The 23,429-nt window shown below is 37.0% G+C and carries 23 protein-coding genes; 19 read left to right on the top strand and 4 right to left on the bottom strand.

The window, feature by feature from the left end; translation table 11 throughout:
• Positions 1-365: 365 nt before the first annotated feature.
• Positions 366-1,904, bottom strand: coding sequence for an FAD-dependent oxidoreductase (locus tag ACEWK1_RS08395; protein WP_212135321.1), 1,539 nt, complete (start codon positions 1,902-1,904; stop codon positions 366-368).
• Positions 1,905-2,185: 281 nt separating this feature from the next.
• Between ACEWK1_RS08395 and ACEWK1_RS08390 the strand changes: the two genes are divergently transcribed.
• From ACEWK1_RS08390 to ACEWK1_RS08365, 6 genes are all read left to right on the top strand, one after another.
• Entirely contained in the window at positions 2,186-2,536 is a 351-nt protein-coding gene (locus ACEWK1_RS08390; RefSeq protein ID WP_121663982.1) for a flagellar basal body rod protein, read from the top strand.
• A gap of 95 nt (positions 2,537-2,631) precedes the next feature.
• Positions 2,632-3,279, top strand: coding sequence for a PspA/IM30 family protein (locus ACEWK1_RS08385; RefSeq protein WP_212135322.1), 648 nt, complete (start codon positions 2,632-2,634; stop codon positions 3,277-3,279).
• Between the two features lie 109 nt (positions 3,280-3,388).
• Positions 3,389-4,138, top strand: coding sequence for a cell wall-active antibiotics response protein LiaF (gene liaF, locus ACEWK1_RS08380; protein ID WP_212135323.1), 750 nt, complete (start codon positions 3,389-3,391; stop codon positions 4,136-4,138).
• Complete coding sequence (locus ACEWK1_RS08375) at positions 4,135-5,178, top strand: sensor histidine kinase (RefSeq protein ID WP_212135324.1); 1,044 nt, start codon at positions 4,135-4,137, stop codon at positions 5,176-5,178. The genes liaF and ACEWK1_RS08375 overlap by 4 nt, the downstream gene beginning before the upstream one ends.
• A complete protein-coding gene (locus ACEWK1_RS08370) occupies positions 5,171-5,803 on the top strand; it encodes a response regulator (RefSeq protein ID WP_416635957.1) in 633 nt (210 codons plus the stop codon). The genes ACEWK1_RS08375 and ACEWK1_RS08370 overlap by 8 nt, the downstream gene beginning before the upstream one ends.
• A gap of 30 nt (positions 5,804-5,833) precedes the next feature.
• On the top strand, positions 5,834-6,664 hold the full coding sequence (locus ACEWK1_RS08365; RefSeq protein WP_416635956.1) for an STAS domain-containing protein: 831 nt from the start codon (positions 5,834-5,836) through the stop codon (positions 6,662-6,664).
• 63 nt (positions 6,665-6,727) lie between these two features.
• Here the strand turns inward: ACEWK1_RS08365 and ACEWK1_RS08360 are convergent, their stop codons facing one another.
• Together ACEWK1_RS08360 and ACEWK1_RS08355 are read right to left on the bottom strand one after the other, a co-directional pair.
• Entirely contained in the window at positions 6,728-6,991 is a 264-nt protein-coding gene (locus tag ACEWK1_RS08360) for a GlsB/YeaQ/YmgE family stress response membrane protein (RefSeq protein ID WP_121663976.1), read from the bottom strand.
• A 509-nt stretch (positions 6,992-7,500) separates the two neighbouring features.
• A complete protein-coding gene (locus ACEWK1_RS08355) occupies positions 7,501-9,051 on the bottom strand; it encodes an ABC-F family ATP-binding cassette domain-containing protein (protein WP_416635954.1) in 1,551 nt (516 codons plus the stop codon).
• Between the two features lie 180 nt (positions 9,052-9,231).
• Between ACEWK1_RS08355 and topB the strand changes: the two genes are divergently transcribed.
• The 9 genes from topB (at position 9,232) to qoxD (ending at position 17,728) form a co-directional block, all read left to right on the top strand.
• Positions 9,232-11,409: a DNA topoisomerase III gene (topB, locus tag ACEWK1_RS08350; protein WP_416635953.1), complete on the top strand. Its 2,178-nt coding sequence runs from the start codon at positions 9,232-9,234 to the stop codon at positions 11,407-11,409.
• Positions 11,410-11,414: 5 nt separating this feature from the next.
• The gene (locus ACEWK1_RS08345; protein WP_416635951.1) at positions 11,415-11,810 is read left to right on the top strand and encodes a VOC family protein; all 396 of its coding nucleotides are present in this window, start codon (positions 11,415-11,417) and stop codon (positions 11,808-11,810) included.
• Between the two features lie 25 nt (positions 11,811-11,835).
• On the top strand, positions 11,836-12,294 hold the full coding sequence (locus ACEWK1_RS08340) for an SRPBCC family protein (RefSeq protein ID WP_416635949.1): 459 nt from the start codon (positions 11,836-11,838) through the stop codon (positions 12,292-12,294).
• A gap of 352 nt (positions 12,295-12,646) precedes the next feature.
• Entirely contained in the window at positions 12,647-13,036 is a 390-nt protein-coding gene (locus ACEWK1_RS08335; RefSeq protein WP_416635947.1) for a nuclease-related domain-containing protein, read from the top strand.
• A 31-nt stretch (positions 13,037-13,067) separates the two neighbouring features.
• The gene (locus ACEWK1_RS08330) at positions 13,068-13,619 is read left to right on the top strand and encodes a hypothetical protein (protein WP_416635946.1); all 552 of its coding nucleotides are present in this window, start codon (positions 13,068-13,070) and stop codon (positions 13,617-13,619) included.
• A 296-nt stretch (positions 13,620-13,915) separates the two neighbouring features.
• Positions 13,916-14,839 carry a cytochrome aa3 quinol oxidase subunit II gene (gene qoxA / locus ACEWK1_RS08325; RefSeq protein WP_212135333.1) on the top strand — a complete coding sequence of 308 codons (924 nt, stop codon included), beginning with the start codon at positions 13,916-13,918 and terminating at the stop codon, positions 14,837-14,839.
• A 58-nt stretch (positions 14,840-14,897) separates the two neighbouring features.
• A complete protein-coding gene (qoxB, locus tag ACEWK1_RS08320; RefSeq protein ID WP_212135335.1) occupies positions 14,898-16,841 on the top strand; it encodes a cytochrome aa3 quinol oxidase subunit I in 1,944 nt (647 codons plus the stop codon).
• A gap of 2 nt (positions 16,842-16,843) precedes the next feature.
• A complete protein-coding gene (gene qoxC / locus ACEWK1_RS08315; RefSeq protein WP_121663969.1) occupies positions 16,844-17,440 on the top strand; it encodes a cytochrome aa3 quinol oxidase subunit III in 597 nt (198 codons plus the stop codon).
• A 3-nt stretch (positions 17,441-17,443) separates the two neighbouring features.
• Positions 17,444-17,728, top strand: coding sequence for a cytochrome aa3 quinol oxidase subunit IV (gene qoxD, locus ACEWK1_RS08310; RefSeq protein ID WP_098795173.1), 285 nt, complete (start codon positions 17,444-17,446; stop codon positions 17,726-17,728).
• A 46-nt stretch (positions 17,729-17,774) separates the two neighbouring features.
• Here the strand turns inward: qoxD and ACEWK1_RS08305 are convergent, their stop codons facing one another.
• Positions 17,775-18,056, bottom strand: coding sequence for a spore morphogenesis/germination protein YwcE (locus tag ACEWK1_RS08305; RefSeq protein WP_121663967.1), 282 nt, complete (start codon positions 18,054-18,056; stop codon positions 17,775-17,777).
• A gap of 307 nt (positions 18,057-18,363) precedes the next feature.
• Between ACEWK1_RS08305 and ACEWK1_RS08300 the strand changes: the two genes are divergently transcribed.
• From ACEWK1_RS08300 to ACEWK1_RS08285, 4 genes are all read left to right on the top strand, one after another.
• Positions 18,364-19,572, top strand: a complete 1,209-nt coding sequence (locus ACEWK1_RS08300; protein ID WP_121663966.1) for an MFS transporter — start codon at positions 18,364-18,366, stop codon at positions 19,570-19,572.
• Between the two features lie 115 nt (positions 19,573-19,687).
• Entirely contained in the window at positions 19,688-20,437 is a 750-nt protein-coding gene (gene nfsA / locus ACEWK1_RS08295; protein ID WP_416635945.1) for an oxygen-insensitive NADPH nitroreductase, read from the top strand.
• A 1,099-nt stretch (positions 20,438-21,536) separates the two neighbouring features.
• Positions 21,537-22,409, top strand: coding sequence for an ABC transporter permease subunit (locus ACEWK1_RS08290; RefSeq protein WP_416635944.1), 873 nt, complete (start codon positions 21,537-21,539; stop codon positions 22,407-22,409).
• Positions 22,406-23,416: an ABC transporter permease gene (locus ACEWK1_RS08285; RefSeq protein WP_416635943.1), complete on the top strand. Its 1,011-nt coding sequence runs from the start codon at positions 22,406-22,408 to the stop codon at positions 23,414-23,416. The genes ACEWK1_RS08290 and ACEWK1_RS08285 overlap by 4 nt, the downstream gene beginning before the upstream one ends.
• Positions 23,417-23,429: the final 13 nt, after the last annotated feature.

The raw sequence follows: 23,429 nt of genomic DNA, 5'->3' as shown, positions 1-23,429 counted from the left end.
GACAAAAGTGAGTGGTTTTTTCGGAGGAAAGTCGTTCATAAGGTGAATGAACGACAAAAGTGAGTGGTTTTTTCGGAGGAAAGTCGTTCATAAGGTGAATGAACAACAAAAGTGATCAGTTCCCCCGAAGAAAAGTCGTTCATCACTATACATGTTTAATTTTCTAACTCAAATCATCAAATCCAACTTAATGAAAGTTAGTCAATTTGAAAAATCCCGAATATGTTTACAACCTATTCAAATTAATTTTGCATCTCTAGCCACCAAACTTGCAACTATCACCTATTTCTTGCAAGTACAAAGCATAAAGAAAAGGGCTGCCGACAGCAGCCCTTTTCTTTGTTTTCCTAATCCCTAAATCCCTACTACATATCTACCTTCTTCAACGGCTTCTTCGCCGGTCCCTCAACAACATCACCAGTAACCGAAAATCTTGATCCATGACAAGGGCAATCCCAAGTGCGGTCGCCGCTGTTCCATTCTACTTCACAGCCCATATGCGTACAGGTTGTATCAACAAGATTCACGTTTCCTTCATTATCTTTATAGCAGCCAGCTCGTTTGCCATTCACAACAACAACAGAACCTTCATCGTTTCTGATATCTTGAATGCTTTTATCGGCAATATCAATTTTTCCTTCGATTAAATGACCTGCAACATCAAGGTTTTGCTTAAGGAACTTTTTAATACTAGGATCAGCGTAAAAACGAGACGGACTATATAGATCTTGATAAGGATTTTCTTTTTCTAAAACAAGATCCGCAAGAATCTTTGATGCGGCAATTCCGTTTGTCATTCCCCATTTTCGGTAGCCAGTTGCTACTAAGATATTTGGTTTGCTGGATGTTATTGATCCAACATAAGGAACTTTATCTAGAGTGTAAAGATCTTGGGCAGACCAGCGATATTTAATTTCTTCAATTCCGAGCACTTTCTCACTGAATTCCTCGAGTGCTTTATAGTGCTTGTAGGTGGACATGCCTTGCCCCGTTTTATGACCATCCCCACTAACTAATATAAGTTTTTCACCATTCATCGGTGTGTAGCGCAACGATCTTGTTGGAGAATCGGCGCTGTAGTACATTCCACCAGGGAAATCCATTTTTGCGCGAACGCCAAGAATGTAAGAACGCTCTGCATGCAGGCGAGAAAAGTAAAATCCTTTTCCATCAAAAAATGGGAAGTGTGAGCAGGCGATCGCATATTTGCAGGCAACACGGCGACCTTCTCTTGTAATAATTGTTGGCTTGGGTGTTGTTTCGTCGATATCGATGGCAGTTGTTTGCTCGTAGATTTCTCCACCTGATTTCACAATTTCATCAACAAGTACGTTTAAAAATTTCAAAGGATGATATTGTCCCTGAGATTTCATGACAATAGAGCCTTTTATATCAATTGGAAAAGGAATGCTATTAACATACTCACTATGTATACCAAGTCTTTGATAGGCTTCAAGCTCTTTGTTTATTTTCTTTTCATAATGGTCACTTATTGCATAGATATAGGCATCTTCTTCAGTTAAATCACAATCAATCTTAAGTTCATTTGTTGTTTGACGTACAAATTCTAGGGCATCGATGTTGGCTTGGTAATACAGCTTAGCATTTTCTTCGCCCATGTGCTGAATTAATTCGTCATAAATAAGGCCGTGCTGAGCTGTTACTTTCGCCGTAGTATGACCGGTTGTTCCATTTAGAATTTCACTTGCTTCTAATATAGCTACCTTCAATCCTTGCTTTGATAATAGGTAAGCAGTTGTAATCCCGGTAATCCCGCCTCCAACGATTGCTACATCAACTTCTGTATCAATTTTTAAGGGGGGGAACGATTTTAATTGAGTTGATTCTCTCCAAAATGGCTCAGGTTCATAAGGCATCTTTCCTTGTGGAAATTCTTCTGTCATTCAAATACCTCCTATAGGCTAAACATCATTCTTATTAATTTTTTCCAATTATGGTGAAAACATGTATTGCTTATGAAAAATCGACAGTCTTATCGACACTAAGCCTCTAGCCGTAGATGAAAATAAAGCTGAGGCTCGTTTTGAGAACTCTAGAATGTAGGTAAGATAAAGACATAGAAACGAACACAAGTTAAACACAACATAACGAGCCAAACAACTTGTGTTGGTTGGTATAGAGAAAAGTTAACAAGCTTTTCTACTAAAAAAGGAGGAAACAAAAGATGAAAAAGTTTGGGCTTTTACTTTTAGGTGGGGTGGCTGTGGCAATACTGCTATCAAATTTAGCACCGATGATTGCTTTAGGATTAAGTCTTCTCATTCTGTACTACTCGTACAAAGGCTTTATCAAGACTGAATCTAAATTTAACAAAGTCGTGTTAGCCATTGTTGGTGTGATCGCCCTATTTGCTTCAGCATCAAACCTTCCGGCGATCTTAGGATTTGTTGCTGCATATGTGATTTACGTTGTATATAAAAATTGGAACAAATCGTCTAAAAAGACTATAAAAGAAGATTCAGATCCATTTACAAACTTTGAAAAAGAATGGAACGATTTAAAAGGTAACTATTAATAAACGTTTATCCCACCTTGACTGAGGAGTGCTAGAGTAAACTCCTCACAAGGTTTAATAAAAAATGGAAAACACATTAAAAGGAGAGATTTATAATGGCAAATATTTTTACAAGATTAGCGGATACAATTTCAGCAGATTTACACGAGGCCTTAGATCAAAAGGAACAAAAAAATCCAATTTCAGTTTTAAACCACTACTTAAGACAATGTGAGCAAGAAACAGAAAAAGTTCGTAAGTTAGTAGAACGTCAGTATTTGTTAAAAGAAGAGTTTAACCGTGAGTACAATGAAGCAACACATCTAGCAGAAAAGCGTAAGCACCAAGCTGAAATTGCATCAAAGGCGGGAGAAGCTGAGCTTTATGAATTTGCCTTAAAGGAGTATGCACATTATGAAGAAAGAGCAGAGCGTTTAGATGCATCTCGTAAGCAAACCGCACAGCAGCTTGAAGAGCTTGAGCAAAAGTATGAAGAAATGAAACATAAATTAAAAGATATGCAGATCAAACGTATGGAGTTAATGGGAAGAGAAAATGTTGCCCGTGCTCACCACCGTATAAGCAAAGTATCTGATTCTGGTAGTTTTTCAACAAAAGCATTCACAAGATTTGAAGATATGGAGAGCTATCTAGATCGTCTCGAGCAGCAAGTAACAAAGGCTTATCACCGCAACACAATTGATGCCCGTATTGCACAGTTAGAAAAACAATTAAAAACTGAACAAACAAATACAATCTCGTAAACCTTCATGGTATTCTAAAAAGGCGTAGGTCAAACTTGCGCCTTCTTTCATATGAAACGCGGCTGAAAGTAAAAGTTTGTTACTATATTAATAGTGGGGAGGAAACCGCGTGTTAAGAAATATGAATTCTGATTATGTAAATTGGATTATTCTAATAGGAATTCTCCTCCTTCTTTTAGAAATATTATTTTTTAATGGTGGTTTAATCGTTACATTTTTGTTATCGATTGGATGCATTTTTTTAGGTCGTCGATGGCGACCGCGATTTATAGGCAAGAGCCTCTATTGGATTGGATGGATTTGGCTTGTTGTTACCGTTCTGAACATGATGACATTTCGTTATTTTATCTGTGTGCTGCTCATTTATGCAGTTGTTCAATTTTTCCAAGCACAGAAGGAGCCTAAACGAATAAAACCAAGTGTGAAGGAGCCCGCGGGCGAATCAGAAGAAAATGAACCGGCAGATGGGGTAGTGATTGTTCAGAAAAAAATCTTTGAAAATAAGTTCTTTACCAATCAAAAATCACCGGATACTGCATATGAATGGAATGATATCAATATTCAGGTGGGTGTTGGGAACACGGTCATTGATTTAAGTGATACGGTCTTACCAAATGAGGAAGCGGTTATTTCGATACGCAGTTTACTAGGAAATGTTCAAATTCTTGTTCCGTATGAAGTAGAGGTTCATATTAACCATTCTGTTATGATTGGTGATGTGGACGTTTTTCAAGACTTTAAGCAAAAGGTTGTGAATGAAACACTTGTATATGAAACACCGCAGTACAGACAAGGTGAACAAAAGGTAAAATTAATCACTTCAGCTATTTCAGGAAAGCTTGAGGTGAAAAGAATATGAATATCATTCAGCGGCAAGTTTTGTTAGGAGCCTTTTTTTCGCTCATTCTATTCATTCTTCTTTCCCTCATGTTTTTTATGGCCTTTCCACTTCATAATTGGAGTGAACTATGGACACAAAAAATTATGGATTTACCTTTTATTTATATTGTGCCAAGCATAAGTATATTAGCAGGTGTACTTTATGGTTTCTTTTCAGGTCTTTATTGGAAAAAACAACTAGGAACGATTGAACAAACGATCCAAGAGCTTGAAAAGGGTCGAACGATTTCTGCTGAACAGCCTTGTTTACCAGAAGTGCAAGATATTCAAAAAATGGTTGAAAAGATTCAGAAGCAAATTCAGGAACAAACAAAGCTTTCGCAAAAATTGGCTACAGAAAAAGCGGAAGACCAAGAAAAGAGAATACAAGAATTGGTTTCACAAGAAAGAAACCGATTAGCCCGTGAGCTTCATGATTCTGTTAGTCAGCAGCTATTTGCAGCATCCATGATGATGTCTGCTATTATTGAGAGTAGAGAAGAATGGGAGGATGGTGAATCGAAGCAGTTAAGGCTTATTGAAGCAACCATCCATCAATCACAGCTCGAAATGAGAGCGCTCCTATTACATTTACGCCCTGCTGCATTAAAAGGTAAATCCCTTCAAGAAGGAATTCAAGAGCTTTTAGTAGAACTAATGCAAAAGGTGACAATGAACATAAAATGGAAAGTAGAGCCGATCCCATTAGACAAAGGTGTAGAGGACCATTTATTTCGTATTCTTCAAGAGTCTGTTTCCAATACACTTCGCCATGCAAAGGCAACAAGTTTGGACGTGTTGCTTATAGAACGCGATTCTTTTGTCATTATGCGTGTGACAGATGATGGCATTGGGTTTGAGCTTGAAGAAGGTAAAACAGGTTCATACGGTTTACAAAACATGCATGAACGAGCTGTTGAAATAGGTGGTTCAATGAAAATTGTCAGTTTAAAAAACAAAGGGACACGGTTAGAGGTAAAAGTTCCTGTCCTAGCAGGAGAGAGTGAGAACAATGATTAAAGTGGTATTTGTTGATGATCATGAAATGGTACGAATCGGTGTTTCATCCTATTTATCTGCCCAGCCGGACATTGAGGTAATCGGTGAAGCGGATAACGGCCAAAAAGGTGTAGAGCTATGTCTTGATCTTCGTCCAGATGTGATTTTAATGGATCTGGTTATGAAGGAGATGGACGGAATTGAGGCAACAAAGCAAATTGTCGATGCCTGGCCTGAGGCGAAAATTATCATTGTGACAAGCTTTCTCGATGATGAAAAGGTATATCCAGCTCTTGAAGCAGGGGCAACAAGCTATTTATTAAAAACATCTAAAGCAAGTGAAATCGCCAATGCAGTTCGTGCCACGTTTCATGGACAATCGATTTTAGAGCCTGAGGTTACAGGTAAAATGATGATGAAGATGAGACAACGAGAAACAACATACCTCCATGATCAACTCACTTCAAGGGAAATGGAAATTTTATTATTAATGGCACAAGGAAAAACTAATCAAGAAATTGCGGATGAATTGTTTATTGCGTTAAAAACCGCCAAAACCCATGTTAGCAACATCCTAAGTAAGCTGGATGTTCAGGATCGAACACAGGCTGTTATTTATGCCTTTAAGCATTCACTTGTCAAATAAATCAGACAACAGATTAGGGAGAGACTACAGATGCATAGAAATGAAGAACTATATCACTACCTAGTTAAGAACTCATGGCAGATGTCAGAAGACTGGTATAATATGATTGAAGATGATGACCCAAGCTCTGTCTATTCAACGGAAGATCCAGCCATCATTAAAACTTTAAAGGAACAAAATCAAGATTACTTTATCCATTTACATAGACTTTTTATTGAAGAAGAAGGAAAGTTCGTAAGTGAATTTAGAGCATGGTCAGAGGAATTAGCGCAGGATCAAAAGCATCTAGACACACCTGTTCATTATGTTGTGAGGGAATTTTTAAGAACTCAAGATGTTTATCTTAAATATATCAAAAGCTTTTATAAAGAGAATCTTGATACTGTTTCTGTTGATCAATTATTTTCATGGTTGGATGTTGTTAGAAAAATCATTAATCTTTCCGTTTATATTTACATTGATGCTGCTCATAAGAACACAATGAAGCAAATTGCTGCACAAAAGGAAATGATCAATGAGCTTAGTTCACCAGTCATTCTTCTGCAAAATAAAACAGCGCTTCTTCCACTTATTGGTGATATTGATACAGCTAGAGCAAAATTAATTTTAGAAAACACATTAACACAATGTGCAAATCTTGAAGTAGAACATTTATGTATTGACCTGTCCGGTGTTGCCATCATTGATACAATGGTTGCACATGAAATTTTTCATTTAATTAAGGCGTTAAAGCTTTTAGGTGTTCGATCAACGTTATCAGGAATTCGCCCAGAAATTGCTCAAACAGCCATACAGCTCGGCCTTGATTTTGAAGAAATCAATACAACCGCCTCTTTAGCAAATGCATTAGGACAAATGTAATTATTTATTTAAAAGCCCTATTTCTTTTGAAATAGGGCTTTTAAACTTACTTACTGCCATTTATTATGAAGCTGTTCGTCCGCTTCGCATTTTTCTCATTACAAAGCTTACAACAAACACAAGGATAATCGAACCAATTAAAGCTGGGATAATATAGAATCCACCCATTTCTGGGCCCCATTGACCAAATAGAAGAGAGCCTAACCAAGCTCCAATAAATCCTGCAATAATGTTGCCAATTACACCTCCTGGCATATCACGTCCTGCAATTAAGCCTGCTAACCAGCCAATAATTCCGCCTACAATTAAAGCCCAAATAAAACCCATTATTCTCTCCTCCTTTAATTTGGTATCCCCCGTCTTGGAAGTTATATTCCCCCTTGTCCAATTAAATAAACACATTAATTTTTTCCATTATAAATATCTAAGTAGTTTGGTTTTGAGTACAGTGGAGATATAGGAATTTATAGGCGGAGAAATTCCGGTTAAGGTATATAATATGTGCTTAAAAAGCCGATATAAGCGGATATATTCCGGTTAACTTGTCTATATATAACTAAATCTAAAGAATAAGTTCATATAAGCGGAAAAATTCCCCTAATATTATGGGGAATGTTAGTATTTTCTAATTTAAACGGAGTTTTCCCGTTTATCTTTCTATCCTATGAGTGCAAAACAATGTAAAAAATGCTTGGAGACACAATTAATGTTCCAAGCATTTTTTCTAATCAAGTATTCTATTAGTATAAGGTGTAAATGACTGTTCGAATAGTACGGTGATTTCTAATTTTGTACTTCTAAAACCGAACACGTTAAGAAATACCCAATCACTTTCCTTAGCTCTGCTCTGCCCACTCTTCAATGTCCCAAGTCTTGGTTACCCAATCTTCATAAAAATCAGGTTCGTGACAAACAAGAACAACAGTCCCTTTATATGCTTTAATCGCACGCTTTAACTCTTCCTTCGCAACAACATCAAGATGGTTTGTAGGCTCGTCAAAAAGTAACCAGTTGCTTTCGTTCATCTGTAATTTACATAAACGAACCTTTGCTTGCTCTCCACCACTAAGCTGGGTTAATGGACGTGAAATATGTTCATTTTTCAAGCCGGCGCGAGCAAGTAAAGCTCTAACCTGGTGTTGATCAAGATGTGGGAAGGCGTTCCACACATCATCAATCGGTGTGATGTTATCTGCTTTCACTTCCTGCTCAAAATACGAAGGAAATAAGAAGTCACCGCGGTTAACCGAACCACCCAGTGGCTCAATTTTACCTAAAATCGTTTTTAATAATGTCGATTTACCAATACCGTTACAACCAACAATCGCAATTTTTTCGCCACGTTCGATGGTCATTGATAATTTAGGTAATAGCGGCTCATTATAGCCAATTTCAAGATCCTTCGCTTCGAAAACAAAACGGCTGCTTCCTCTTGATTCTTTAAATTCAAACGTTGGTTTAACTGCAGTTTCAGGACGGTCAATACGTTCGATTCGATCAAGCTGCTTTTGACGGCTTTTTGCTCGTCCTGTTGTTGAGTAACGTGCTTTATTCTTTGCAATAAAGTCTTCTTGCTTTTTAATAAATTCCTTTTGCTTTTCATACGCTTGTAAATGCTGATTTTTATTAATCTCAGCAAGCTCTAGGAATTTTTCATATGTTGCTGTATAACGAGTTAGCTTTGAAAACTCTAAATGGAAAATGACATTTGATACACCATTCATAAACTCAGTATCATGCGAGATTAAGAGAAAGGCATGTGGATAATCTCTTAGATAGCTACTTAACCACTTAATATGCTCCACATCAAGATAGTTAGTTGGCTCATCTAGTAAAAGAACATCAGGCTGCTCAAGTAATAGCTTTGCTAGCAATACTTTCGTACGCTGTCCACCACTTAAAGCTGAAACATCACGATCAAGACCAATCGCATCAAGGCCTAAACCACGTCCTGTTTCTTCTACTTTCATATCCAATGTGTAAAAACCACCTGCATCAAGACGATCCTGAATTTTAGCCATTGTATCTAGCAATTCCTCAAGCTCTTCAGGTGTAGCTGTTGCCATTTTTTCTGTAACAGCATTTAATTCTTTTTCCTGTTCAAATAAAGGTAAAAACGCATCGTTCAAAATATCGCGAATCGTTTTTCCTTTTGTTAACACAGTATGCTGATCAAGGTAGCCATAACGAACTCCTGGTGTCCATTCCACACGCCCATCGTCATGAATAAGCTGCCCTGTAATTATATTCATCATCGTAGATTTCCCTACGCCATTTGCTCCAACAAGACCAACGCGCTCACCAGCTAATAAGCGTAGTGATACGTCCTTAAATAATGTACGGTCACCAAAACTGTGACTGAGATTATCAATAGCTAATAGACTCATCTTCTTTAACCTCCAAGCTTAAAACAGTATCTTGCATCATTCTACTACTGTTTGGTCTAATATGCTACTGGTAAATGGGGACAGGTTCCTCGTCCCACTTGAGTGGGACGAGGAACCTGTCCCTTTGTCCCGAATTCATCTATAATAGAAGCAGAATGTAAGTAGTGAAAGGATGTTTCTATGAGTAAAACAGTCGTTCTAGCTGAAAAGCCTTCTGTTGGAAGAGATTTAGCTAGAGTGTTAAATTGTCATAAAAAAGGTAATGGTTTTCTTGAGGGAGATCAGTATATCGTAACATGGGCATTAGGCCATCTTGTTACATTAGCTGATCCAGAAAGCTATGGTGATCAATATAAATCATGGCGCTTGGAAGATTTACCAATGCTTCCAGCTCCATTAAAGCTAGTTGTGATTAAAAAAACAGGCAAACAATTTCAAGCGGTAAAAACACAATTATTACGTAAAGATGTTCGTGACATTGTCATCGCAACAGATGCAGGACGTGAGGGTGAGCTCGTTGCTCGCTGGATTTTAGAAAAAGCGCGCGTAAATAAGCCGATTAAAAGACTTTGGATTTCATCTGTGACTGATAAAGCAATAAAAGAAGGCTTCCGTAAGCTAAAGAATGGGAAAGAGTATGAAAACTTATATGCTTCTGCAGTTGCTAGAGCAGAGGCTGATTGGATTGTTGGCTTAAACGCAACACGTGCTTTAACAACAAAATACAATGCTCAGCTATCTTCTGGGCGTGTTCAAACACCAACATTAGCGATCATTGCCGGGCGCGAGGAAGAAATTCGTAGCTTCAAGCCTAAAAAATATTACGGAATCAAAGCTGTTGCAGAAAATAGCCTAAGATTTGCTTGGCAGGACGAAAAAACAAAAGATACAAAAACGTTTAATGAAGCAGCAATTGATGGAAAGCTCGCTCAATTAAAAGGAAAAGACGCGAAGGTAGTAAACGTCAAAACAACACCGAAAAAATCATATTCACCAGCTCTTTACGACTTAACTGAGCTTCAACGTGATGCAAATAAACGCTTTGGCTACTCAGCAAAAGAGACTCTTTCAATTATGCAAAAGCTTTATGAGCAACATAAAGTGCTAACGTATCCACGAACAGATTCTCGCTATATAACTAGTGATATCGTTCCAACTTTAAAGGATCGACTAGAAGCTTGCAGAGTGAAGCCATATGCTTCTATCATCGCAAAAATTTTAAATAAACCAATCAATGCGAATAAATCTTTTGTTGATGATCAAAAGGTATCAGACCACCATGCGATTATCCCAACAGAAGAATCAGTACCACTAAGTGCTTTATCCGATAAAGAACGCAAAATCTATGATTTAGTTATTCAACGATTTTTAGCCGTTTTACTTCCTGCTTATCAATATGAACAAACAGTTGTAACAGCCAAAATAGGTGAAGAGCTTTTTACTGCAAAAGGTAAACGTGTTGTGTCTGCAGGCTGGAAGGAAGTTTATACAGATTTTGTCGATGAAGACAGTGAAGATGACCAAACATTACCGGCTCTATCTGAAGGGGCGACACTAAAGGTTCAGTCAGTATCAAAAACTACTGGCGAAACAAAACCACCTGCTCGATTTAATGAAGCAACACTTCTTTCGGCTATGGAAAATCCTACGAAGTATATGGCAGGAGAAAGTAAGGATCTTATTCAAACAATCGGTGAAACAGGTGGACTAGGTACAGTTGCAACGAGAGCGGATATTATTGAAAAGCTATATAGCAGCTTTTTAATAGAGAAAAAAGGCAAAGATCTTTTCATTACGTCAAAAGGAAAGCAATTGTTGAACCTTGTTCCTGAAGATCTAAAATCACCTGTGTTAACAGCTGAATGGGAACAAAAGCTGACTAAAATCTCGAAAGGAAGCTTACCAAAACAGGCCTTCTTAGATGAGATGAAGAAATACGCAAAAGAGGTTGTAGCTGAAATTAAAAACAGTAAACAAACCTTTAAGCATGATAACTTAACAGGCAGCAAATGTCCGGACTGTGGCAAGCTCATGTTAGAAGTAAACGGCAAAAAAGGCAAAATGCTTGTTTGTCAGGACCGCGAATGTGGCCACAGAAAAGGCATATCAAAAGTAACGAACGCACGCTGTCCAAACTGTCACAAAAAGCTTGAACTGCGCGGACAGGGAGAAGGACAAATGTTCACTTGCAAATGCGGCCATCGCGAAAAAATGTCCACATTCCAAGAAAGACGGAAAAAGAACCAAAACAGCAAGGTATCAAAACGCGAAGTGGCAAGCTATATGAAAAAGCAAGATGATAACTTTTCAAATAATGCATTGGCAGATGCATTAGCAAAGCTTAATTTAAAGGAGTAGCCAGAATGAGCCGTAAAATTGGACATATCACAATCCTTGTTTCAGATTATGATGAAGCAATTGATTATTATGTAAATAAGCTCGGGTTTGTTTTGCTTACTGACAACTCATTTGGGGAAGGCATGCGCTGGGTAACAGTTGCTCCTTCTCGTGAAAGCGGAACGCCAATTGTATTTGTAGAAGCCGATAATGATGAGAAAAAGGCACGCGTAGGTTCACAAGCTGCTGAACATGTATTTCTGGTTATTGAAACAAATGACTGTTTGCGTGAATATCATATAATGAAAGAAAAAGGAGTTCGCTTTTTAGGTGAGCCCCAAGAAATGCCCTGGGGAACTGAGGTTGTCTTTGAAGATCTCTATGGAAACCGTTTTGACCTGCTGCAGGTGAAAAGTTATTAAGATTTTAAGATAGGGAAGATATAACGTGCCAATCATAAAGACAGATATGTTTATTTATGCCCCTCGTGACATTTGCTTTAATGTTGCGCGAGATATTGATATTCATACCCAATCCACAAGTCAAACAAATGAACGTGCGATTGGTGGAGTAACAAGTGGCCTAATCGAGTTAAACGAAACGGTCACATGGGAAGCCGTCCACTTTGGAATCAAGCAAAACCTAACTGTTCGGATTACGGAATTTGATTTCCCAAACCGATTCGTCGACGAAATGGAAAAAGGAGCCTTCAAACGCTTCTACCACGTCCATGAATTCATCGAAAAACCAAACGGCACACTCATGCTCGACACATTCGACTACACCTCTCCATTTGGATTCATAGGAAAAATCGCGGACCGACTGTTTTTGGAGCAGTATATGAGGGAGTTCTTGATTACTAGGAATCGGTATATAAAAAAAGTTGCTGAAGAGAGAGTGGGGTAGTGGTGGTGCCTGGTGCTGGGTGCCTGTCACTCCCCGAAGTTTGTCGGAATTTGTAATAGAAATACCAGGTAGATGGGCCGCTGTATGCGGCCTTTTTCTATTTAGGAAGAGTCCTGTTGGGGGGCGGAAATTGCTGACTTATGTCGAATGATAGATTTTTTGCCAAAGTTGATAGATTATCCTATAAAGTTGATAGATTTTCTGCTAAAGTTGATAGATTTTTACTCGAAGTTGAAAAATTAGGTATGCAGGATGATAGATTTCACAATTTTAAATAAAAATAATAGTAAATTAGAGGATTATTTCACTATGTAGCGAAGGTATAAGCATATTTTTATAAGGAGTTGGAGCTATGATAGTAAAAAAGAGAGAAATACCTCTTATTATTCTTAAATTACAGGCATTATTAGAAAGAATAAGACCAGGCCAAATCAAAGTCCCTGAAATAAAGAATGATCTTTCCAAGAGACTAGCTGGATACAAAGGTGAAAAAGCAGTAGATTATCAATTATCATTTCTGCCTGAAGATAACTTTTACATTTTAAATGATATTCGTTTAAAAGAGTCAGGCCGCTATTTCCAAATGGATTCATTATTATTGAACAGATACTACTTGATTAAATTAGAAATTAAAAATATCGCAGGCACAATTTATTTTGATTCTAACTCATCAGCTAATAAGGGAGTTGGGCGGAAAGGAAACGGCATTTCAAGACCCTATTGTTCAATCCCTTCAACATGAGAAGCAATTGAAGAGGTGGTTGAAGAAAAATATGTTTTCAAATATTCCAATTCACTCCCTAGTGGTAATTAGTAACTCTAACACCCTCATTCGTACTTCTCCACGCGATAACAAAATGTTGAGCAACATGGTCGTAAACGCCAATTATCTCCCAACAAAACTGCAGAAAATCCATAATAAATATAAAAAAGAAATAATAAGTGAAAAAGAAATAAAAAAGATAATAAGACAGTTGAAAAAAGGTCATCAAGAACTCGATCAGCCTATACTCAAGAAATTTAATATAAGAAAAGGTGATATTCTTAACGGTGTAATTTGTCCATCTTGCTCATTCCTGTCAATGGAGAGATTATATGGAACTTGGTTGTGTCCAAAATGCCAACATAAAGATAAGAATGCACACCTTAAAGCCATTAAGGATTATAAACTTTTATATGGTTCAGAAATAACCAATCAACATATGAGAGACTTTCTATGCATTAATTCCAGTGCTTTAGCCACAAGGTTACTAAAGTCCCTTGATGTGTCATCTACTGGATCAACCAGAGACAGAATCTATAACCTGGATATTAAATACAAATAAATTCCCATCCTCCACCACTACAAGCACACCCTCCCATGTAAGTGGAATTTTTTCCATAAAAGTGAACAATTTATGATCAATATATTACGAAAAAGTGACTAATAGTTGAACGATATATGACACATGATTTTACCAATAAACTTATTTGCGAACGTCTGATATGATGTGATTAACGATCTTGTGTGATCTTTCACACTGATCTTGTGCATGTTTTCACAAAGTGTTGTCGGGGTATCTAACTCTGATGATGTAGGTATAGAATGAAGCTTATGTGAAGGAAAGAAAGGAGTACTTATATGAAATTAAAATGGACGTTGTTCACAGTTATGGTTTCCATTGCCGCATTGTTATCAGGATGTGAGCCGTTACTGGTTTTGGATCCTAAAGGACCACAGGCAGAAAGACTAGCAAGTGACATCTTATTATCTATGGGAATTATGTTATTTATCGTTCTTGTTGTTCTTGGACTATTAGCTTATATGTTAGTGAAATATCGTGCTTCTAACATGCCTGATGATTATGAGCCACCACACATTCATGGAAATGTATGGGTTGAAGCGATTTGTGTAGGTGTACCAATTATTATTGTTGCTTACCTTTCTTTTGTGTCAGTGCAAAGTAACTATATTGTTGAAGCACAGCCTGAAGGATATGAAGATAAAGAGCCTTTAGTTGTTTATGCGTCATCTTCTAACTGGAAATGGCACTTTAGTTATCCAGAAGAAAATATTGAAACGGTGAATTACTTATATGTACCAACAGATCGTCCACTTGAATTTAAGCTTTATTCACATGGACCAATTACAAGTTTCTGGATTCCACAGCTTGGTGGACAAAAGTATGCGATGAATGATCACATTACAACACTTCATCTTGCAGCAGATCACGCTGGTGAATTTTTAGGAAGAAACTCAAACTTTAGTGGTGAAGGATTTGCTGATAATACGTTTAACGTAACAGCTATGTCTCAAACTGAATTTGATGAGTGGGTGGATGAAGTAAAAGAAACGGCTGAACCACTTACTGAAACAGAATTTGAAGAGTTATTAGAGCCGGGTCATCTTGGTCAATTAACTTATACGGGTACTCATTTAGAGTTTGCTCCACCAAATCACGGTCATCACAGTGAAGAAGGTTCAGAGTCTGAACATGAAGGACATGAAGCAGAAACAACTGAAACTGACTCACACGAAGACCATTCAGAACACAGTAATCATTAACTTTTAAAAGATATCGGATCTTTAAAATAAATTTACTTCCGAAAGGAGTCACAAACGTATGGATTTCTTTGATCGTTTTGCCGTACCTCATCCAAGCTTTGCAATCTATGCTTCGATGGTAGCCATTGGTTTAACCACGATCGCTATCATTGCTGGATTAACGTACTTTAAAAAATGGGGTTATTTATGGCGTGAATGGATAACAACAGTTGACCATAAACGTATCGGTATTATGTATTTAATTTCCGCGTTAGTTATGTTATTCCGTGGTGGTGTCGACGGAATTATGCTTCGTGCACAGCTAGCGGTTCCTGATAATACGTTACTCGATTCACAGCATTATAACGAGATTTTTACAACACACGGGGTTGTTATGATTCTATTCATGGCGATGCCATTTATCATGTTCTTCATGAACTTGGTTGTTCCACTGCAAATTGGAGCACGTGATGTTGCGTTCCCACGTCTTAATGCTTTAAGCTTCTGGTTATTCTTTATGGGAGCTATGTTATTTAATATTTCATTCGTTGTTGGTGGGTCACCTGACGCAGGGTGGACTTCATATTTCCCTCTAGCAAGTGAAGAGTTTAGTAAATCTGTAGGTACGAACTATTATATGATCGCGATACAGATTGCCGGGATAGGAACCCTGATGACGGGTATTAACTTTATCACGACGATTATGAAAATGAGAGCACCTGGTATGACATTAATGAAAATGCCAATGTTCACATGGTCAGCTCTTATTGCGAACTTAATCATTGTTTTCGCATTCCCTGTGTTAACTGTAGCACTTGCAATGGGAACAATGGATCGTCTATTTGGAACACATTTCTTTACTCTTGATAACGGTGGTATGGATATGCTTTGGGCCAACCTGTTCTGGGTTTGGGGACATCCTGAAGTTTATATCTTGATTTTACCGGCATTCGGTCTTTATAGTGAGATTATCTCAACATTCTCAGGACGTAACCTATATGGTTATAAATCAATGGTTTGGTCTATGGTATTAATTTCACTTTTATCTTTCTTAGTATGGGCGCATCACTTCTTCACAATGGGCCAAGGTGCCTTTACAAACAGCATTTTCTCTATTACAACGATGATTATTGCTGTGCCAACTGGTGTTAAAATCTTTAACTGGTTGCTTACGCTAAGAAAAGGTAAAATTCGTATGACAACGCCAATGCTTTATTCAATGCTTTTCATTCCACTATTCACATTAGGTGGAGTAACTGGGGTTATGCTTGCGATGTCTGCAGCTGACTATCAGTATCATAATACAATGTTCTTAGTTGCTCACTTCCACAATGTTATTATTCCAGGTGTAGTTTTTGCTATGCTTGCTGGATTAACTTACTATTGGCCAAAAATGTTTGGTTTTATGTTGAACGAAAGACTTGGGAAATGGACAGCTTGGTTGCTTTCAATCGGATTTGTTCTAGCGTTTATCCCAATGTATATTACAGGTTTAGATGGTCAAGTACGTCGTAGCTTCACGTATTCAGAATCTACTGGATTTGGACCACTTAACATGGTTTCATTTGTTGGTGCTGGGATTATGGCAATTGGATTTGTGTTAATCGTTTATAACATTTACTACAGCATTCGTTATGCATCAAGAGATATTAGTGCAGATCCATGGGATGCACGTACACTAGAGTGGGCTACACACACTCCAGTTCCAGAATACAACTTCGCAATTGTTCCAGAAGTTAAATCTAGCGAACCATTCTGGGATGCGAAAAAACATGATCACAAGCTATTTAAAGGTGAAATTGAAAAAATTCATATGCCTAATAACAGTGGAATGCCATTCCTAATGAGCTGTGTGTTCTTTGTATGGGGCTTCTCACTAATCTTTAGCCTATGGATTCCAGCGATTATCACTACAATCGGAATCTTTATCTTTATGACACTACGTTCTTTCGAGAAAGATCATGGTCGTTATATTCCTGTTAAAGAAATTGAAGAAACTGAATCAGAATTGCGAGGTGCTTAATGATGAAAATTGATAACTCGCTACCACTTGAATATGCTACAGAAGAAAATCGTTTAAAGATCTTTGGATTTTGGATTTTCCTAGGTGCGGAAATTATGCTTTTCGCAACACTTTTCGCTACCTATTTCACACTATATAATCGTACAGGATCAGGTCCTGATGGAGCCGAAATCTTCGTTATTACACCTGTTATCCTTGAAACATTCTTACTTTTAACAAGTAGTTTCACAATTGGTTTAGGTATTCATGCGATGCGTCTTGGTAGACAAAAAGCAATGATAAATTTCTTTGCTATTACACTGCTTCTTGGATTAGGATTCTTAGGTATCGAGATCTATGAATTTATCCACTATGCACATGAAGGAGCGGGCATTGGGGCAAGTGCCTTTACGTCGATTTTATTAACGACTCTAGGTACTCACGGAGCCCACGTAACTGTAGGTTTATTCTGGGGATTATTTATCATCATGCAAGTGAAAAAGCGTGGGTTAACTCCAGAAACAGCTAACAAGTCATTTATTTTCAGTTTATACTGGCACTTCCTAGATGTTGTTTGGATCTTTATCTTCAGCTTCATCTATTTGAAAGGAATGATGTAAACAATGAGTGAATTATTCCCGATGAAACAAGTGATGGGTTTTGTCTTTTCACTAGTCCTTACTTTAGTAGCACTGGGTGTTTACTTCTTCGATATGTCATTTACGGTAGGAATGACAGTCCTGTTAGTAACAGCATTTATACAGGCCGGACTTCAGTTAGTGGTATTTATGCACGCAGGTGAAACTGAGGACAAAGCAGCGATCTATACAAATGTATACTATGGAGTAATTATTGCATTAGTAACAATCTTTGGTACTTTGTTAGCAATGGTTTGGGATATGCATTAAAACAAAAAAGGTATGACTCGAATATGAGTCATACCTTTTTTGCGTATTAGTGTGTATAGCCTTCGTCTGTTCTGCTTTGTAAAAACTCAGGCAATTTAGAAGTATAAAGAACATAAAGAACTGTTAAGTGAGCAGCAAGAATATTAATGACAAAAATTGATCCAAATATTAGATGTCCTGCTCCAAAATCAGAATACATATATAGAATTAACGTAGTCCACATTAAAACAATTAGTGGGATTTGTAAAAGAGCAATTTTTCTATTTTCAAGCCATAAAAATATTGGTGTAGCAGTTCCAATTAATAAATAAGCGAAAAATACATCCATGTTTATACGCTCCTTTTAGTGGCATCGCTTTCATATATCGGTACCATTTTAATTTTGTCTAAAACTGGTCTATATTGTGTCAAAACTTAAACCAATTTGTGAATATTTTGTTACATTTAATATAACATATCTTTTACTGTTTGACAAAGATAAAAATGTATGAGAATAAATTATTTTTGGGATGTTAAGCAATATAGATTGACGAGCTGTTTTTATTTAGAGTATAAGTGTTAGTGGAGAGTAGAGGGAAAAGTTGGTACATTTTTATGCTGATACCACTTATGGTTAAAAATGAAAGGTGGTTTACATGGATACAACACAGAATATCTCAAGGAGAAAATTACTTGGTATTGCAGGGTTAGGCTGGATGTTTGATGCAATGGATGTTGGAATTCTTTCATTCATTATTGCAGCTTTACAAAAGGATTGGGATTTAACATCGGAGCAAATGGGTTGGATTGGCAGTGTGAATTCAATCGGTATGGCTGTAGGAGCATTAGTTTTTGGTTTAATGGCAGACAAGGTTGGAAGAAAGCAAGTGTTTATTATTACACTTCTTCTATTCTCAATCGGAAGTGGAATATCTGCATTTGTGACGTCACTAACATTATTTCTTATTTTAAGATTTTTTATTGGAGCTGGTTTAGGAGGAGAACTTCCTGTAGCTTCAACTTTAGTATCAGAAAGTGTACCGGCACATGAGCGAGGCAGGGTTGTTGTTCTGTTGGAAAGCTTCTGGGCAGGTGGTTGGTTAATAGCTGCACTTATTTCATATTTTGTTATTCCTTCTTACGGTTGGCAGGCTGCGCTATTATTAAGTGCATTGCCAGCATTTTATGCCTTATATTTAAGGTTGAAACTTCCGGATTCTCCAAGGTTTCAAGCTATTACAGTCTCAAAGCAAAAGGAATCGTCTTTTACAAAGATTGCAAAAGTATGGGCAAGACCATATACAAAGCAAACAACCATGCTATGGATTCTATGGTTTTGTGTTGTTTTTTCATATTATGGAATGTTCCTATGGTTACCAAGTGTAATGGTGATGAAGGGTTTCAGCTTAATTAAGAGCTTTCAATACGTACTAATTATGACACTAGCTCAGCTGCCGGGTTATTTCTTAGCGGCGTATCTGATCGAGAAAGCAGGAAGAAAGTTTGTCCTTGTTACATTCTTAATTGGAACGGCTCTTAGTGCCTATTTCTTCGGAAATGCAGATACACTTCCATTGCTGCTAACTTCAGGTATTTTTCTTTCTTTCTTTAACCTGGGTGCATGGGGTGGGCTTTATGCTTATACACCAGAGCACTACCCAACAGAGGTTCGTGGAACAGGTGCTGGCTTAGCTGCTTCATTTGGAAGAATTGGTGGTATTTTAGGACCATTAACAGTCGGCTATTTAGTTGCTGCGGAATATTCGATTAACTCAATTTTCCTGATCTTTGCCGTTGCAATAGTTGTCGGTGCACTCGCTGTACTTGTACTAGGTGAGGAAACAAAGCAAAAGGAATTAGCATAGAAGGTGTAGGAGATTAGTCTTTGGGGGCTAATCTCTTTTTTACTGAGCATCCTAAATGCATAAAGAAACGAAACAAGGTATCCTTTCAGATAAGAAGGTTATAGGAGGGAAAAACATGAACGAAGTTATTAAAACAATCCAAAACCATCGATCCATTCGTAAATTTGAAGATAAGCTATTATCAGATGAGCAAATTAAAACAATTGTCGAAAGTGCTCAAGCAGCTTCAACATCTAGTTATGTACAGGCCTATTCAATTATTGGGATAAAGGATCCTGACAAAAAGAAAAAGTTAGCTGAACTAGCAGGTGGGCAAGATTATGTTGCAGAAAACGGACATTTCTTCGTGTTTTGTGCAGATTTATACAGACATCAGTTACTATCCGAAAAGCATGATCAGGATACAAGTCAAGTGTTAGAAAGCACAGAGAAATTCATGGTGGCAGTTATTGACGCAACTCTTGCTGCGCAAAATGCTGTGTTAGCAGCGGAATCTATGGGACTTGGTGCGGTTTATATAGGTGGACTTAGAAATAATTTAGATGAAGTTTGTAAGCTTTTAAAAACTCCACCACTAGTTTTACCTCTTTTCGGTGTTGCTGTAGGTTATCCTGCTCAAATGCCAGATCAAAAGCAGAGGTTACCACTTCAACATATTTACCATGAAGATGAGTATGAGCAAAACAAAGAAAACTACATGGATCAGCTTCAAAAATATGATGAGGACATCTCACACTATTATGAGCAGCGAACAAATGGAAAAAGAAAGGATACATGGACAGGTCAAATGGCAGGCTTATTAGCTAGACCTTCAAGAATGTATATGAAAGAGTTTGTAGAAGGTAAGGGATTTAATAAAAGGTAACCGTTGATTAAAAAAGTCCAGCTTTATAAGCAGGACTTTTTTTGGTTAATTATTTATTTTTGTATTAGAGAAATTGAGGAAAGTGGATACGCAAACAAGAAATGCGAATGCTTTTACGTGGTGAGTTGGTACAAAAACATACGCAAACCCCATAAAAAGGGAATAGTGACATAAAAGTGAGTGAAAAATGTAAATTTTATACAGTCGCGAATCATTTATAAGGAAAAAAGGAAAGAAAGCATACATAAAAAAGAAATGCGAATGCTTTTACGTGGTGAGTTGGAACAAAACCATACGCAAACCCCATAAAAAGGGAATAGTGATATAAAAGTGATCAAAAATGTAAATTTTATACAGTCGCGAATCATTTATAAGAAAAAAAGGAGAGAAAGCATACGTAAACAAGAAATGCGAATGCTTTTACGTGGTGAGTTGGAACAAAACCATACGCAAGCCCCATAAAAAGGGAATAGTGATATAAAAGTAAGTAAAAAATGTAAATTTTATACAGTCACGAATCATTTATAAGAAAAAAAGGAAAGAAAGCATACGTAAACAAGAAATGCGAATGCTTTTACGTGGTGAGTTGGAACAAAACCATACGCAAACCCCATAAAAAGGGAACAGTGACATAAAAGTGATCAAAAAATGTAAATTTTATACAGTTACGAATCATTTATAAGGAAAAAAGGAAAGAAAGCATACATAAAAAAGAAATGTGAATGCTTTTACGTGGTGAGTTGGAACAAAACCATACGCAAGCCCCATAAAAAGGGAATAGTGATATAAAAGCAAGCAAAAAATGTAAATTTTATACAGTCACGAATCTTTTATAAGAAAAAAGGAAAGAAACCATACGCAAACAAGAAATGTGAATGCTTTTACAATATGAGGTGGTAAAAATTCATACTCAAACCCCAAAAAAAGGTAGAAAAGCGCCATTTTAAAAGGTGATTTCAATTTGCATGATTAATAACTGCGATACCTAACAGAACCGAAACCAAGTCCTAATTCTATGTAACATATTTTCCTTATATAACGTCTAATAATTACCATTTATAGTATAATTATGGGAAAATAAGCTAAAAGGGGTGGAAGGGTGAAAAAGCTAGGAGCAATTAGTTTGCAGTTTATTGCTGCATGTGTGGGGATTATTATTTTTGGAGCACTGCCTTCCTTGTTTATAGCGCAGGGTACAGGGGGAAGTCATATCGGGATGTTTATAGATACACTTTCTAGTATTATCAACAGCCTTATTCATTTTAACGAGATAACCTTTGAGATAAAAGGGGTGGAGTATCAGGTTTACAAATACATATTTGAAGGTGCCTTTTATTCGTTAACGCTTATTATATGTGCGCTCTTTTTAGCCTATCTTATTGCTATTCTACTAACATTTTTAACGATGCAGTTTCCGAAATGGCTTCGAGAAAAAATAAAGCTGGCTATTCTCTTTTTTGAGTCATTACCAGATATATTAGTCATCCTAGTGCTGCAGCTGTTGATTGTTACATTCTATAAAAAAACGGATATCTTACTAATGAAGGCTGTCACAGTTGGAGACAGCCAAGCTTATTTACTCCCGATTATTTGTTTGGCAATTCTTCCAACCATTCAGTTATATCGAATTACTATCCATCTTTATGAAGAGGAATTATTAAAGGACTATGTTCTTTTAACTAGAGCAAAGGGAATTCGCCATACAATCATTTTGTGGAAGCACATCCTACGTAATACGATTGTTTCTCTTTTCTTCCATTTGAAGCAAACAATATGGTTTATGCTTTCAACATTAGTTGTTGTTGAACTTTTATTTAATGTGTTTGGGATTACCTATTATTTAACAACATATATGATACCAGAAGTATTTACATTTATTCTTCTCTTTTTATTTGTCCCAATTTTTGTTTTCTATCATCTTGTGAAACTCATCATTGAAAAAACAGTAAAGGGAGGAGAAGCATTATCATGAAGCTTTTTAAAGATCCTCTCTTTTTAATTGGTTTTCTTTTTGTCGCAGGACTGTTACTAACTAGCTTTGTTTATACAGCGGCCGTTGATAACGAGGTGTATCAAATCTATCATATTTATGATGAAAATAAGGAATTAGTTGACTCTGCTCCTATTGCACCACGTAAAGAATCATGGCTCGGAACGGATAAGCTTGGTTATGACATGTTAAGTAAGGTGTTAATTGGGGCAAAGTTTACTATTCTAGCTGCTCTTCTAATTGCCTTTTTACGAATGGTGTTATCCATTCCACTTGGATTGATACTTGGAGCCTATCTTTCAAAAGGGCAAAAATATATAAATAGTGTAGTAGATGCTTTTCACTTTATTCCACTCACGATTATAGCTCTCTATTTATTAACTCCTGTTCTTAGACAGCAGCCTGAAGGCTTTGTTTATTCATTTATGGAACGAATGACAATTGAAGTAGTAGTCCTCACCATTCTAACTGTCCCGATTTTAGCTGTTTTAGTAGGAAATGAGACAAGGGAGTTATTTAAATCAGAATATGTAATAAGCTCCAAAACTTTAGGAGGATCAAAGCTTCATATTTTGATAAAGCATATTATCCCAAGCCTGAAGGATCGATTTTTTATCCTGTTTGGACAGCAGCTAGTTCAAACATTAATCGTCATGGCTCATTTAGGAATCTTTAATCTTTACTTTGGTGGGACCATTCTATCGAACGACCAGCTAGCAAGTGACCCTCCTCAGTCATTTACAAATGAATGGTCTGGTTTAATCGGAGGATCGAAACAATTTATTCAATGGGCACCGTGGATTCCGCTAACACCGATTATGTGCTTTGCTTTAACGATCTTAGCTGTCACATTTATGGTTGAAGGGTTCTCTAGAGTAACTACTGGTCGACCAGTTTATTTTAAAAGGAAGAAAACAAGACCATTTGTTAGACAAAAACAACAACCTATAAAAAAAGAGCAGCTTGAACTGTTGGATAAATCCATGTAATCGCCTGAATTGG

The sequence above is a fragment of the Metabacillus sp. YM-086 genome, from assembly GCF_048059995.1.
Taxonomy (GTDB): domain Bacteria; phylum Bacillota; class Bacilli; order Bacillales; family Bacillaceae; genus Metabacillus; species Metabacillus litoralis_B.
Note: the sequence above shows the minus strand (reverse complement) of the source record. Positions and strands in the feature narration are given on the sequence as shown.

What these genes read in the sequence shown, in the direction of transcription:
- ACEWK1_RS08395 (WP_212135321.1), bottom strand. Translation starts at nt 1,904, where the DNA reads ATGACAGAAGAATTTCCACAAGGAAAGATGCCTTATGAACCTGAGCCA.
- ACEWK1_RS08390 (WP_121663982.1), top strand. Translation starts at nt 2,186, where the DNA reads ATGAAAAAGTTTGGGCTTTTACTTTTAGGTGGGGTGGCTGTGGCAATA.
- ACEWK1_RS08385 (WP_212135322.1), top strand. Translation starts at nt 2,632, where the DNA reads ATGGCAAATATTTTTACAAGATTAGCGGATACAATTTCAGCAGATTTA.
- ACEWK1_RS08375 (WP_212135324.1), top strand. Translation starts at nt 4,135, where the DNA reads ATGAATATCATTCAGCGGCAAGTTTTGTTAGGAGCCTTTTTTTCGCTC.
- ACEWK1_RS08370 (WP_416635957.1), top strand. Translation starts at nt 5,171, where the DNA reads ATGATTAAAGTGGTATTTGTTGATGATCATGAAATGGTACGAATCGGT.
- ACEWK1_RS08365 (WP_416635956.1), top strand. Translation starts at nt 5,834, where the DNA reads ATGCATAGAAATGAAGAACTATATCACTACCTAGTTAAGAACTCATGG.
- ACEWK1_RS08360 (WP_121663976.1), bottom strand. Translation starts at nt 6,991, where the DNA reads ATGGGTTTTATTTGGGCTTTAATTGTAGGCGGAATTATTGGCTGGTTA.
- ACEWK1_RS08355 (WP_416635954.1), bottom strand. Translation starts at nt 9,051, where the DNA reads ATGAGTCTATTAGCTATTGATAATCTCAGTCACAGTTTTGGTGACCGT.
- topB (WP_416635953.1), top strand. Translation starts at nt 9,232, where the DNA reads ATGAGTAAAACAGTCGTTCTAGCTGAAAAGCCTTCTGTTGGAAGAGAT.
- ACEWK1_RS08345 (WP_416635951.1), top strand. Translation starts at nt 11,415, where the DNA reads ATGAGCCGTAAAATTGGACATATCACAATCCTTGTTTCAGATTATGAT.
- ACEWK1_RS08335 (WP_416635947.1), top strand. Translation starts at nt 12,647, where the DNA reads ATGATAGTAAAAAAGAGAGAAATACCTCTTATTATTCTTAAATTACAG.
- ACEWK1_RS08330 (WP_416635946.1), top strand. Translation starts at nt 13,068, where the DNA reads ATGTTTTCAAATATTCCAATTCACTCCCTAGTGGTAATTAGTAACTCT.
- qoxA (WP_212135333.1), top strand. Translation starts at nt 13,916, where the DNA reads ATGAAATTAAAATGGACGTTGTTCACAGTTATGGTTTCCATTGCCGCA.
- qoxB (WP_212135335.1), top strand. Translation starts at nt 14,898, where the DNA reads ATGGATTTCTTTGATCGTTTTGCCGTACCTCATCCAAGCTTTGCAATC.
- qoxC (WP_121663969.1), top strand. Translation starts at nt 16,844, where the DNA reads ATGAAAATTGATAACTCGCTACCACTTGAATATGCTACAGAAGAAAAT.
- qoxD (WP_098795173.1), top strand. Translation starts at nt 17,444, where the DNA reads ATGAGTGAATTATTCCCGATGAAACAAGTGATGGGTTTTGTCTTTTCA.
- ACEWK1_RS08305 (WP_121663967.1), bottom strand. Translation starts at nt 18,056, where the DNA reads ATGGATGTATTTTTCGCTTATTTATTAATTGGAACTGCTACACCAATA.
- ACEWK1_RS08300 (WP_121663966.1), top strand. Translation starts at nt 18,364, where the DNA reads ATGGATACAACACAGAATATCTCAAGGAGAAAATTACTTGGTATTGCA.
- nfsA (WP_416635945.1), top strand. Translation starts at nt 19,688, where the DNA reads ATGAACGAAGTTATTAAAACAATCCAAAACCATCGATCCATTCGTAAA.
- ACEWK1_RS08285 (WP_416635943.1), top strand. Translation starts at nt 22,406, where the DNA reads ATGAAGCTTTTTAAAGATCCTCTCTTTTTAATTGGTTTTCTTTTTGTC.